This is a genomic window from Streptomyces argenteolus, assembly GCF_042902585.1.
Lineage (GTDB): Bacteria > Actinomycetota > Actinomycetes > Streptomycetales > Streptomycetaceae > Streptomyces > Streptomyces argenteolus.
The window spans coordinates 250,723-263,088 of the sequence record NZ_JBIBEG010000008.1; the positions used below are offsets into that span (position 1 = coordinate 250,723).

The following is a 12,366-nucleotide window of genomic DNA, read 5'->3' on the forward strand; positions in this document are numbered from 1 at the left end:
GCCGCCTCACCCTCCGCACTGCGTCAGCATCGCCTGCTTGTCCGCGGTCGTCACGGACAGCTCGTACTTCCGGGCGACCTGCGCGAACCGCACGGCGTAGGAGCAGCGGATCGCCTTGTCCGGCGGCAGCCAGGACGCCGGCCCGGAGTCGCTCTTGGCGCTGTTGGCCCGGCCTTCGACCGGCAGCAGGTTGAGCACGTCGTTGGCGAGTTGCTTGCGCTTGCTCTCGGGCCAGCGGGCGGCGCCCATCTGCCAGGCGTACGACAGCGGCACCACATGGTCTATCTGGACCTTTGAGGCGTCCGTCTTCTTCCAGGCGATGTCCTTGCCCGTGTACGGGTCGTGGAGGGTCATCGAGACGATCACGCAGTCGGAGCCGGAGCGGAACTCGATGTCCTGGCCGTCCCGTTTCAGCAGGTCGTTACGGGTGTCGCAGCCGTTCCTGGCGAGGGGGACGCCGTCGGCCGTGTCCATCCACGCGTAGCCGAACCTGTCGCGTTCGTACCCCGTCTTCGGTCCGCGTCCCTTGGTGGACAGCTTCTCGATGAGGGCGCGGCCCGTCGCCTCGTCCTCCTGGGAGGAGATCGCCGCGAGGCCCGGCTTCGTGCCGTCCGGGTCGTCCAGCGGGCTGGTCCCCTGCCCCCCGGAGGCCGCCGAGGAGACCCCGCCGCCCGGGAGGCCGCCGCCGTCGGGGAGGCCGGTCCCGTCGCACCCGGTCAGCAGTGCCCCGAGTGCCAGGGCGGCGCAGCCGGCGGCGCGGCCTCGGGAGAGCCGGATGCGCCCTGCGGGGCGGGGGGACGAGGGCGTTGCACGGAGACGGGTCACGAGGCATCAGGGTAGGCGCAGGAGGCGGGAGGCCGGGAGGGGGCATCCTGGGCCGGCCGGAGGGGGGCGCGAGACGCCGGGCGGCGGTGCAGATACTGAGCACCATGGTGAGATGGCGGTTGACGGCGGTGGGCGTGAACCTGCTGCTCGGGGTTCCGGGTGTCGTTCCCGCGTGGCTGGTCTGGTACGTCCTGGCCAACGGCCCGTTCGCGGACGCCGGCTGGACCGTGCGGGAGCCCACGGAGAACGACGGCATGATGCTCTGGCTGATCGTCGTCGTGCCGGTGGTCGCGGTGTTCGGGATCATCCGGTGGCTGGTCAACGAGCCGCTGGGCCGCAGGGCTGCGCTGGACGCGCGGCTGTACTGGCCGGCCTGTGTCCTGCTGAGTCTCGTGCCGACGGGCGCGCTCGTGGTGGGCAGTTACGTGTGAGACCGGAGCGGCCCGCGGAGTGCCCGTCGGCCCCCGGAGCGGCCCGCTGAGCGGCTCGTTCGTGGCCGGAGCGGCCTGCTGAGCGGCTCGTTCGCATCCGGAGCCCCCGGCCGTACGGGGAGCGCTCGGCCGGGCATGCCCGACCTGCGGGCGCGCGTCCGCGGGCGCGCCAAAACCGGTTGGAGCCGGGGGGTGCCCTGTCTACGGTGGCCGGATGGACGTGAAGATCACCACGCTCGCCGAGCGGCCCGAACTCGCCGCTGCGCTGGACGACATGCCCGACACCTGGCCCGCCTTCGTCCTGGAGGACCTGGTGGGCTGGGCGAACTTCCCCCGCATCGCCGTGGAGTTCCCCGAGTACGTCCTCGTCGCCACCGATGCCGAGGGTGCCGTGGCGGCCAGGGGGTACAGCGTGCCGTTCGCCCTCGGGGTGCCCGGACGCGGGCAGTTGCCGGAGGGCGGCTGGGACCAGGTGCTGCTGTGGGCGTTCTCGGACCTGCGGCACGGGCGCACTCCGGACACCGTGAGCGCGATCGAGATCACGGTCGCGGCGGGACGGCTCGGCCAGGGCATATCCGGGCAGATGGTGGCCGCGATGCGGGAGAACACGCGGCGCCTCGGATTCCGGGACCTCGTGGCCCCCGTCCGGCCGAGCGCGAAGCACGCGGACGCCGCCGTGCCGATGGAGGAGTACGCCCGGCGGACCCGGCCGGAGGACGGGCTGCCCGTCGACCCCTGGCTGCGGGTCCACGTACGGGCGGGCGGAGTCGTCGAGTCGGTGGCCCCCGTGTCGATGACCGTGAGCGGCTCGCTGGAGCGCTGGCGGGCGTGGACCGGGCTGCCGTTCGACGCGGAGGGGCCGGTGGAGGTCCCGGGAGCGCTGGTTCCGGTGCTCTGCTCGCCCGCGCACGGGTACGCCGTGTACGTCGAGCCGAACGTCTGGGTGCGGCACTCCACCAGCGGCGGTCGGTAGGGCGTACCGGCCGCGTCCCGGGACCGGGCCGCCCCGCCGGCCCCGGACGGCCGGAAGCCCGCGTCGTGCACGTCCGGCCCGGGGCGGGCCGGCCGCGCCGGGGAGCGGGGCCGGGCCGGTGACCTCCGCGCCATGAGCCGGGCCGGCCACATCCGAGGACGCCCCTCCGGTGAGCGGCGGAGGGGCGTCCTCGGATGTGGCCGGGCGTCATGTCAGAGCTTCAGGTCCCACTGGTCGGCGTCCCAGTCGAAGCCGGGCGAGACCTCCACGGTGAGGTTCTCCGCGTCGGCCGGGGCGTCGAAGGCGAACTCGGCCGTGATCTTCTTGCCCGGCAGGACCGTGCCGCTGAAGCCCTCGCCCACCGCGCCGTCGAAGATCTGCTCGGCGTCCACGCCGTCCTGTCCCGCACGGGCGTCGACGGAGGCGAGCGTCGCGTCGAACTTCTCCTTGCCCTTGTTCTCGATGACGACCGAGACCGTGTAGGCGCTGTTGCCCTTGGTGTGGCCGATCGCGAACTCGTCGGCGGTGTACGCGGTGGGGGCGCTGACGGTGACCTCCAGGCCGTCCTCGTACACAGCCGTGTCCCCGGCCTCCAGGGTCTCGGCCGTGCCCTTGGCGTCGTCCTTCGCCGCGTCGCCGCCGGACTCCGCCGGCTTCGCCGCCGCGCTCGCCGGGGCGGAGTCCTTGATCTCGTCCACCACGTCGTCCACCGCCTTGAAGGTGAGGACGGCGCCCACCACCGACAGCACCAGCGCCACGAGCCCCAGAACGGCGCCGAAGGTGGCCACGCCCTTGTTGGTGGCCTCACCGCGCTTGGCCCGTCCGCGCCCGGAGAGCCCCAGGATCAGGGCGATGAGGCCGAGGATCCCCGCGAGCCAGAAGAGCAGCGGGATGAGCCCCGAGACCGTGCCGATGATGCCGAGGACGAGAGCGGCGATACCGAGGCCGTTGCGGGCGGGGTGCGTGCCGGGCGCCTGTGCCGGTGCGTACGGCTGCTGGGGCTGGGGCTGCGGCTGCTGCGTGAACTGGGACATGGATGTGCCCTTCGGGGAAGACCGGGAGATGTGAGCGGTGTCGCGCACCTTTGCGGTGTGCGGTGGGTCAATGAGACCAGTTGCTGTGAACCAAGTCAACACTGTTCACATCGGGTACTGGTTGTGTGTCCTGTGAACCGATGGGTAGGGCGAGATCGGTATGCTCACCCACACAGCAGGCGACACGGATGTGCGCGGAACGGGAGACAGGCCAGTGCCGGAGAACTCGACAGAGGTGACCGCCGCCGGAATCGCCCGGCTCGCGGGCGTCGGCCGTGCCGCCGTGAGCAACTGGCGCCGCAGGCACGCCGACTTCCCGAAGCCCGTCGGCGGGACGGAGGCCAGCCCTTCCTTCGCCCTCGCCGAGGTCGAGGAGTGGCTCCGCGACCAGGGCAAGCTCGCGGAGATCCCGCTGCGCGAACGGGTCTGGCAGCAGCTGGCGGGTCACCCCGCCGGTGCTGTCACCGGCCTCCTCCACGCGGGCTGCGCCCTCCTGCTCGTACGGGACAGGCCCACCGCCTGGCTGGAGATCACCGCCGTGTCGGACGCCCGGATGGCGGGGGTCCTGCCGGACGCCGTCGACCACGTCCTCGCGGACCGCCTGGGAGCCGTGCGGGCCGTCCCCACCCCCACCGAGGCCGCGCTCCTCCCGTCCGTGCCGCTGCTGCGCGCCGTCGCCGAACTCGCCGCGGAGACCGGGGCCCGGCAGGCCTTCGACTTCCTCTTCGGACGGCAGCTCGACGCCAATCCGCGCCAGTACACACTCACGCCCCCGGGTCTCGCCGAGCTGATGGCCGACCTCGCGGAGCCGCCCCGGGACGCCGCCGGCACGAACGGCAGGCGGGTCTCGCGCACGGTGCTCGACCCCGCCGCCGGAACCGGCGCCCTGCTGCGCGCCGTGGGCCGGCCCACCGGGCTGTACGCACAGGAGGCCGACCCCGACCTGGCCGCGCTCACCGCGCTCCGTCTCGCCCTGCACGCCCCGGGGGGCGGGGCCGAGGGGTCCACTCCGGCCGTCCGGACCGGTGACACCCTGCGCACCGATGCCTTCCCCGGGCTCACCGTGGACGCGGTGCTGTGCCACCCCCCGTTCAACGAGCGCAACTGGGGACACGACGAGCTGGCCTACGACCCGCGCTGGGAGTACGGCTTCCCCGCCCGCACCGAGTCCGAACTGGCCTGGGTCCAGCACGCCCTGGCCCACCTCCGCGAAGGCGGAACCGCCGTGGTGCTGATGCCTCCGGCCGCCGCCTCGCGGCGCTCGGGCCGCCGCATCCGCGCCGATCTGCTGCGCCGCGGCGCGCTGCGCGCCGTCGTCGCGCTCCCGGCCGGCGCGGCGCCCCCGTACGGCATTCCGCTCCACATCTGGGTGCTCCGCAAGCCCGGAGCCGAGCAGCCCCCGGCGCCCGAACTGCTCGTCGTCGACACGGCGGAGCCCGAGTCCGCGGGCTCCCCCTCCGGCCGTGACCGGCTGGACTGGCCCGCCCTGCGCGGCGCGGTGCTCGACGCCTGGGCCGCCTTCGACGTGCCGGGGCGCCGGGAGCCCGTCGAGGAGCGCCCGGGGACCAGCCGGGCGGTCCCCGTCATCGAACTGCTCGACGACGACGTGGACCTGGCCCCCGCCCGCCACCTGCCGCCGCAGGCCGCCGGCGGGGGAGCGGCCGAGCTGGTCCGGGTACGCAAGCGGCTGGACGACACCCTGAAGCTGACCACCCGGCTCACCCCGCCGCCCGCCGTGCCGGGTGACCCGGCCCGGCGGCCCTTCACCACCGTCGGTGAACTGGCCCGCGCGGGCGCCCTGCACCTGCGCACCGGCACCGGTGCGCCGAGCGGTGCCACGCGGGTCCTCACCGAGCACGACGTCCTCGGCGGTACGGCCCCGAGCGGTACGGCCTCCGCGCCGCCGGCATCTCCGGAGACCGAGCCGCTCCTCCTGGAACAGGGGGACGTCGTCGTGCCGGTCCTGGGCGGCGGCTCGGTGGCCAGGGTCGTCGACGAGGCCACCGCCGGTGCCGCGCTGGGCCGCAACCTCCAGCTGCTGCGCCCGGATCCGGCCGCGCTGGACCCCTGGTTCCTCGCCGGCTTCCTGCGGGCCACCGCCAACAGCAGGCAGGCCAGCAGCTACGCCTCCACCGCGACACGGCTCGACGCCCGCCGCCTCCAGGTGCCGCGCCTGCCCCTGGCCGAACAGCGCGCTTACGGGGAGCAGTTCAAGGCCCTCGCCGACTTCGAGGACGCCCTGCGTACGGCGGGGAGGCTCGGCGGGCAGCTGGTGCAGGGGATGTACGACGGGCTCACCGAGGGCACGGTCGCCCCCGGGTGAGGTGAGCCCTGAGGCGACGGGTGAGGTGGAGCGCTCGCGGTGAACCGTGACGGGAACCACAACGGTTGTGCACAACCCGGGACCGGTTGTCCGTGTCGGTGTATACGCTCACTGCACACGTCCGATCCACGCCCTCCGGGAGCAGCACATGCACGGCTACGGCTATCCGCCGGAGCAGCAGCCGAAGCGTCGTCCGTCCTCGGCCGCGCTGGTCACGCTGCGCGTGGTCTTCGTGGCGCTCACCTTCCTGAGCTGCGGACTCCTCGCCTGGGCGGCCATGCTGCGACTGGCGATCGTGACCCGCAAGCAGCGTGACTGGTGGCTGCTCGCCCTCGTGTTCGCGCTGAACGTCGGACTCATCGCCTATCTCGGGTCGTTGCCGGACGAGGAGGAGGTGATGTCGGACGCCCAGGCGCTCATCACGCTCACCTGGATGCTGGTCCTCTTCGCCGGCACGGTCACCTACTACCTCTACGCCGAGATCCGCCACTACGGCCCGTACGGCGGCCCGCAGGCCGTCCCGTACGGTTACGGGGCCCCGCACCCGGGGGTCGCCGCGCAGCCGGCCGCCGGATACGGACAGCAGACCCTCCCCGTCCCGCCCGTGACGCCCACCCCGTCCTACGGCTACCCCCAGACCCCGCCGCAACGGCCCGCCGCCACCGCCCCGTCCGACCCCGCCAGGCCCGCCGCGCCCCAGCGTCTGGACCAGGTGCGTGCCGAGCTCGACGAGCTGAGTGACTACCTCCGCAAGGAGGGCGACGGCCGGTGAACGGACGTGTCATCGCCGGGCGTTACGAGCTGGCGACCATTCTCGGCCAGGGCGGCATGGGGCAGGTCTGGACGGCGTACGACCAGCGCCTGGACCGCAGGGTCGCGGTGAAGCTCCTGCGCCCCGACCGGGTCGCGGGCCCGTCGGGCAGCGTCGCCGCCGACGACCTGCGCCGCAGGTTCGTCCGGGAGTGCCGGGTCACCGCGCAGGTCGACCACCCCGGTCTGGTCACCGTCCACGACGCGGGGAGCGACGGCGAGGACCTCTACCTCGTCATGCAGTACGTCGAGGGCGCCGACCTCGCCGACCACCTTGCCGAGCACGACCCCTACCCGTGGCCCTGGGCGGTCGCGATCGCCGCACAGCTCTGCGCGGTGCTCTCCGCCGTGCACGCCGTGCCGATCGTCCACCGCGATCTCAAGCCACGCAACGCGATGGTCAAGCCGGACGGCACGCTCACCGTGCTCGACCTGGGCATCGCCTCGGTCATGGACACCGACACGACCCGTCTGACGCACACGGGCTCGCCGATCGGCTCCCCGGCCTACATGGCGCCCGAGCAGGCGATGGGCGGCGCCGTCGGCCCGTACACGGACCTGTACGCCCTCGGGGTGCTCCTGCACGAACTCCTCAGCGGGAACGTGCCGTTCGCGGGTTCCACCGCCCTGGGGGTCCTGCACCGCCATCTCTACGAGCCGCCCCTCCCGGTCCGCCATCTCAGGCCCGAGGTCCCCGAGGCGCTCGAAGCGCTCGTCCTGCGGCTGCTCTCCAAGGATCCGCAGCACCGGCCCGCCTCCGCGCAGGAGGTCTACGAGTGCCTGCGGCCCCTGCTGCCGTCGGGGGGCTCACCGGCCGGGCCGCTCGACCCCACCCGCCCCTTCCTCCGCCCGCAGGCACCCTGGCCCGACCGCGCGGCGGTCCCGGCGTCCTCGCCCGTCCCCGCCCAGCAGGTCCCGTCCCCACCGCACGAGCCGCCGGCCCGCCCGAACGTGGCGCAGGCCGTCGACGACGTGAAGCGGCTCCTGGGGGAGGGCCGCATCACCCAGGCCGTCGACATCCTCGGGGGCATCCTTCCGGCCGCCGCGGCCGAGCACGGCGAGCACTCACCGGTCGTGCGGATCCTGCGCAAGCAGTACGCGGCCACGCTGATGGACGACGGCCAGTACCGCCGCGCCCTCCCCGAGCTCCGCCGGCTCGCCGACGACCGCACCGCGGAGGCGGGCCCCGCGGACTCCCAGACCCTCCAGTTCCGCTACGACGCGGCGCAGTGCCTGGAGCAGCTCGGCGAGGCCGCCGCCGCGCTGGCCGAGTACCGCGCCGTCCTCCCGTACTACGAGAACGCCTACGCGCACTCCGAGGGCCCCGGCCGGGCCTTCGACATCCGCCACCGCATCGGCCACCTGCTGCTCGGGGTGGGCGACCACGCGGCGGGACGCGCCCAGTTGCAGGCCCTCCTGTACGACACGGAGCGCGCCTACGGCCCCCACCATCCGCTCCCCACGGAGCTGCGCCGTCAACTGACCCATCACCAGGACGTCCGCGGCTCGGTGTGAGCCCGGCGGTGGCCGAAAAGGTGAGCCGAAGGGGTTTTCGGCCGCGACCCCACACTGACCGGTCCGGAAATCGTTGGTCCAAGCAGTGGCCCGAATCACGTCCACTGCCTAACATCGATCACCGCAAGGCTTTGTGCACTGATGCACAAACTCTCCCCGGGAGGCTCCTTTGCACCGCCGTCGTCGCACCGCGCTCGCCCTTTCCGCCGCCACGCTCTTCGCGGCCCCGCTCCTGACCGCCTGCGGCAGCGAGGCCCATCCGGGTGCCGCGGCCGTGGTCGGCGGCGACCGGATCGACGTGGCCACGGTCCAGGCGCAGGCGTCCGACGTGCGCAGCGCGCAGCGGACGTCCGGGCAGTCCGACGAACTGGTGAAGAAGTCCGGGCAGTTGAACCGGGCGAAGCTGCACAGCCTGATCTTCGGCCGGGTCCTGGACCGGGCGGCGAAGGACGCCGGGGTGAGCGTCAGCCGTAAGGAGATCCAGCAGGTCCAGGCCGCCGCCGCCGAGCAGTCCGGGGGGGACGAGGGGCTGCGGACGGTGATGCTGGAGCAGCGCTGGGTGGCCCCGGACCAGATCGAGGACGACCTGCGCAAGGAGGTCCAGCTCCCGAAGCTGGCGCAGGCCCTCGGCGCCGACCTGCAGACCCCGGACGGCCAGGCGGCCGTCGGGAAGGCGCTCACCGAGGCGTCGAAGGCCCTGCACATCGACGTCAATCCGCGCTACGGCAGCTGGGACGACGAGAAGGTCCAGCTGAGCACGTACAAGGCGCCGTGGATCACCCAGGTCACCACCTTCCAGGCGCAGGAGCCCGAGGCAGGCGCCTGACCCCGTCCGGCCGGAGGTAGGTTCGAGGCGTGAACGCTGAAGACCCCGGCCGTATCGTCCTGCTCACCGCCAGCCACCGGGTCGCGCCCGGGCTGCTGTCCTGGCCCGCCTGGGAGACGCTGCGCGCCGCGGAGCGGGTGGTGTGCGCCGAACGGGACCACCCGCAGCTGCCGTACCTGAGGGAGGCGGGCGTCGCCGTCGAGTACGCCTCGCCCTCGGCCGAGGAGCTGGTGGACGACTGCGCGGGCGGCCGGACCGTGGTGGTGCTGGTGGGCGGCGAGGGCAACCAGCCGCTCACCGACGGGCTGGCGCGCCTCGGCGGTTCCGGCCGGGTGCAGATGCCGGACCTGGAGCTGCTGCCCGGTTCGTACGACCTGCCCGGGGCGCGGCTCCTGGACCTGGTGCAGGTGATGGACCGGATCCGGCTCGCCTGCCCGTGGACCTCGCAGAAGACCCACGAGGGCCTCGCGAAGTACGCCATCGAGGAGGCCTACGAACTGGTCGAGGCCATCGAGGACGGTGACCGGGACGAGCTGCGCGAGGAGCTCGGGGACGTGCTGCTCCAGGTGGTCTTCCACGCGCGCATCGCCCAGGAGGACCCGCAGGAGCCGTTCGGCATCGACGACGTGGCGGGGACGATCGTCGACAAGCTGATCCACCGCCACCCGCACGTGTTCGGCGACGAGACCGCCGAGACCCCGGAGGACGTCCGCGCGCACTGGCTGCGGACGAAGGCGATCGAGAAGCAGCGCGCCTCCGTCACCGACGGGGTGCCGCTGGGCCAGCCGGGTCTGGCGCTGGCGGCCAAGCTGGGCAGCCGCGCCCGTACGGCGGGACTCGACGCCGCGCTGCCCCAGGGCGAAGGGGTCGGCTACCGGCTGCTCGCCCTCGCCGTGGGCGCCGAGCGGGACGGCGTCGACCCGGAGGCCGCGCTGCGGGCCGCCGCCCGGGCCTACCGTGACGCGATCCGGGCGGCGGAAGGGCTCGGGACCGGTCCCGATAGCGTCGAGGAGTGAACGACAGCCCCGGCACCCCCTCCGCGCCCGACGCGGCACCCGAACTCTTCACCTGGGAGTTCGCGACCGACCCGTACCCCGCCTACGCCTGGCTCCGTGAGAACAGCCCCGTGCACCGCACGGCGCTGCCCAGCGGGGTCGAGGCCTGGCTGGTGACCCGGTACGCGGACGCCCGGCAGGCCCTCGCGGACACCCGGCTCTCCAAGAACCCGGCGCACCACGCGGGGCCCGCGAACGCCAAGGGGAAGACGGGCATCCCGGGGGAGCGCAAGGCGGAGCTGATGACCCATCTGCTCAACATCGACCCTCCGGACCACACCCGGCTGCGCCGGCTGGTGTCGAAGGCGTTCACCCCGCGCCGGGTGGCGGAGTTCGCGCCCCGTGTGCAGGAGCTGACGGACCGCCTCATCGACACGTTCGTGGAGGAGGGGAAGGCGGACCTGATCCACGACTTCGCCTTCCCGCTGCCCATCTACGCGATCTGCGACCTGCTCGGAGTGCCGCCCGAGGACCAGGACGACTTCCGCGACTGGGCGGGCATGATGATCCGGCACGGCGGCGGGCCGCGCGGCGGGGTGGCCCGGTCGGTCAAGAAGATGCGGGGGTATCTCGCTGAACTCATCCACCGCAAGAGGAAGAATCCCGGCGACGACCTGATCTCCGGGCTGATCCGGGCGAGCGACCACGGCGAGCACCTCAGCGAGAACGAGGCCGCCGCCATGGCCTTCATCCTGCTGTTCGCCGGTTTCGAGACGACCGTGAACCTCATCGGCAACGGCACCTACGCGCTGCTGCGCAATCCCGCCCAGCGCGCGCGCCTGGAGCGCTCGCTCGCCGCCGGGGAGACGGATCTGCTCGCCACGGGCATCGAGGAGCTGCTGCGGTACGACGGGCCGGTGGAGCTCGCGACATGGCGTTACGCCACCGAACCCGTGACGCTCGGCGGCCGGGACATCGCGGCGGGGGACCCCGTCCTGGTGGTGCTGGCCGCCGCGGACCGGGACCCGGAACGGTTCCAGGATCCGGACACGCTGGATCTCGCGCGCAGTGACAATCAGCACCTCGGATACGGGCACGGCATCCACTACTGCCTGGGCGCCCCGCTCGCCCGGCTGGAGGGCCAGGTGGCTCTCGCGACGCTGCTCCGGCGCCTCCCCGACCTGCGGCTCGCCGTGGAACCTGCCGATTTGCGATGGCGTGGCGGGCTCATCATGCGTGGACTGCGCACGCTTCCCGTCGAGTTCCGGCCGGGTGTCTCCGGCGAAAGAAGTGACACTCTGTCAAGTCTGTGACTTTCACGTGATCTCCGCTGCATCGACTTGTGACACACGTTCGAGTAGGGCTAGGTTCACCGTTCGACTCACCCGTCACATGTCAGTCACACGGAAGGCAATCCCATGGGCTCCGCGACCGGCAGACACCGTCGCCCTCGCCAGGCACCCGCCATCGTCGTCGCCGCAGGCGTCACCGGATCGGCCATCGCCATCCCGCTGCTCGGCGCGGGCGGCGCCCAGGCCGCCGAGGCCACGACCTGGGACCGGGTCGCGGAATGCGAGAGCGGCGGAATGTGGAGCGCCGACCTCGGCAACGGCTACTACGGCGGGCTGCAGTTCTCGCAGGACACCTGGTCGGCCTACGGTGGCACCGACTACGCGCCCCGGGCCGACCTCGCGAGCCGCTCGCAGCAGATAGCGGTCGCCGAGAAGGTGCTGGACGACAAGGGGCCTCAGGCCTGGCCCAGCTGCGCGGTCATCTCCGGGCTCGCCCTGGACGGGACGCTGCCGGGTGTCGACCCGGGCGGCGAGCCCTCCGACGGGACCACGGAGAGCGCGACCCCGTCCGAGACCCCCTCCTCCGAGGCCTCGCGGGACGCCTCGAAGGGCGCCGGCGGCAAGGTCGAGGGCGGCTCGGACGACACGACGGACACGTCCGGCAGGACCGGTCCGTCGGCGGACTCCGACGCCTCGCCGTCCGCCCCGCCGTCCCGCGAGACGTCCGAGACCCCGGACGCCTCGAAGGGCGACGCGTCGAAGGGTGGCAAGCACCGCGGCACGCCCGCCCCCGAGTCGAGCGTGGAGACGGGCCTGGAGGACGGCCGCGAGTCCGGCCGGCACGCCTCCCGCGGCGACGCGGACGCGCGTCAGGACGCGGCGGGCACGTACACCGTGCGCACGGGTGACAACCTCTCGGCGATCGCCGACGCCCAGGAGCTCCCCGGCGGCTGGCCCGCGCTCTACGAGGCCAACAAGGACGAGCTGGGCTCCGACCCGGACCTGATCCTTCCCGGCCAGAACCTCGACCTCGGCCTCGCGGCGGAGCAGCAGGAGGGCCAGGACGCCCAGGGGGCCCAGGGTGGTCAGGACGCCCAGGCGAAGGCCTCGGCGGACAACTGATCCAAAGCGGCAAAACACCCCGAAACCAGGGGTAGTTCAGAGGCCTATGTCCACTTATGCGTAAGTGAGACATGGGTCTCTTTGCTTCGATCGGTACCTCCGGCCCGTCCCGTCCGCCCATATCGGCTCCGACCTGCGCAAACGGCATCGAGTGTCGTTCCGGTACGGGCTGATTAACCGTTATGTCCACCTTTGAATGTCGGGGTTGGGTGTGTTTACG

The 12,366-nt window shown here is 73.0% G+C and carries 11 protein-coding genes; 9 read left to right on the forward strand and 2 right to left on the reverse strand.

Annotation, left to right across the window (positions count from 1 at the left end; all coding sequences use genetic code 11):
* Window positions 1-6: 6 nt before the first annotated feature.
* Window positions 7-777 carry an HNH endonuclease family protein gene (locus tag ACFY8O_RS26635; protein WP_387906688.1) on the reverse strand — a complete coding sequence of 257 codons (771 nt, stop codon included), beginning with the start codon at window positions 775-777 and terminating at the stop codon, window positions 7-9.
* Between the two features lie 152 nt (window positions 778-929).
* Between ACFY8O_RS26635 and ACFY8O_RS26640 the strand changes: the two genes are divergently transcribed.
* Window positions 930-1,256 carry a hypothetical protein gene (locus ACFY8O_RS26640; RefSeq protein ID WP_387906504.1) on the forward strand — a complete coding sequence of 109 codons (327 nt, stop codon included), beginning with the start codon at window positions 930-932 and terminating at the stop codon, window positions 1,254-1,256.
* Between the two features lie 214 nt (window positions 1,257-1,470).
* Window positions 1,471-2,229, forward strand: a complete 759-nt coding sequence (locus ACFY8O_RS26645; RefSeq protein ID WP_145809010.1) for an N-acetyltransferase — start codon at window positions 1,471-1,473, stop codon at window positions 2,227-2,229.
* A gap of 212 nt (window positions 2,230-2,441) precedes the next feature.
* Here the strand turns inward: ACFY8O_RS26645 and ACFY8O_RS26650 are convergent, their stop codons facing one another.
* On the reverse strand, window positions 2,442-3,263 hold the full coding sequence (locus ACFY8O_RS26650) for a DUF4190 domain-containing protein (RefSeq protein WP_387906507.1): 822 nt from the start codon (window positions 3,261-3,263) through the stop codon (window positions 2,442-2,444).
* A gap of 214 nt (window positions 3,264-3,477) precedes the next feature.
* Here ACFY8O_RS26650 and ACFY8O_RS26655 point away from each other — a divergent pair, with 214 nt between their 5' ends.
* From ACFY8O_RS26655 to ACFY8O_RS26685, 7 genes are all read left to right on the forward strand, one after another.
* Complete coding sequence (locus ACFY8O_RS26655) at window positions 3,478-5,586, forward strand: N-6 DNA methylase (RefSeq protein WP_387906510.1); 2,109 nt, start codon at window positions 3,478-3,480, stop codon at window positions 5,584-5,586.
* A gap of 148 nt (window positions 5,587-5,734) precedes the next feature.
* Window positions 5,735-6,358, forward strand: coding sequence for a hypothetical protein (locus ACFY8O_RS26660; protein ID WP_387906513.1), 624 nt, complete (start codon window positions 5,735-5,737; stop codon window positions 6,356-6,358).
* Window positions 6,355-7,911 (forward strand): serine/threonine-protein kinase, encoded by a 1,557-nt coding sequence (locus ACFY8O_RS26665; RefSeq protein WP_387906516.1) that lies wholly within the window; start codon window positions 6,355-6,357, stop codon window positions 7,909-7,911. The genes ACFY8O_RS26660 and ACFY8O_RS26665 overlap by 4 nt, the downstream gene beginning before the upstream one ends.
* 169 nt (window positions 7,912-8,080) lie before the next feature.
* Window positions 8,081-8,737, forward strand: a complete 657-nt coding sequence (locus tag ACFY8O_RS26670; RefSeq protein ID WP_387906519.1) for a SurA N-terminal domain-containing protein — start codon at window positions 8,081-8,083, stop codon at window positions 8,735-8,737.
* Between the two features lie 29 nt (window positions 8,738-8,766).
* Entirely contained in the window at window positions 8,767-9,753 is a 987-nt protein-coding gene (locus ACFY8O_RS26675) for a nucleoside triphosphate pyrophosphohydrolase (RefSeq protein ID WP_145808999.1), read from the forward strand.
* A complete protein-coding gene (locus ACFY8O_RS26680; RefSeq protein ID WP_387906522.1) occupies window positions 9,750-11,045 on the forward strand; it encodes a cytochrome P450 family protein in 1,296 nt (431 codons plus the stop codon). The genes ACFY8O_RS26675 and ACFY8O_RS26680 overlap by 4 nt, the downstream gene beginning before the upstream one ends.
* Window positions 11,046-11,150: 105 nt before the next feature.
* Window positions 11,151-12,146, forward strand: a complete 996-nt coding sequence (locus ACFY8O_RS26685; protein WP_387906524.1) for a transglycosylase family protein — start codon at window positions 11,151-11,153, stop codon at window positions 12,144-12,146.
* Window positions 12,147-12,366 lie beyond the last annotated feature (220 nt).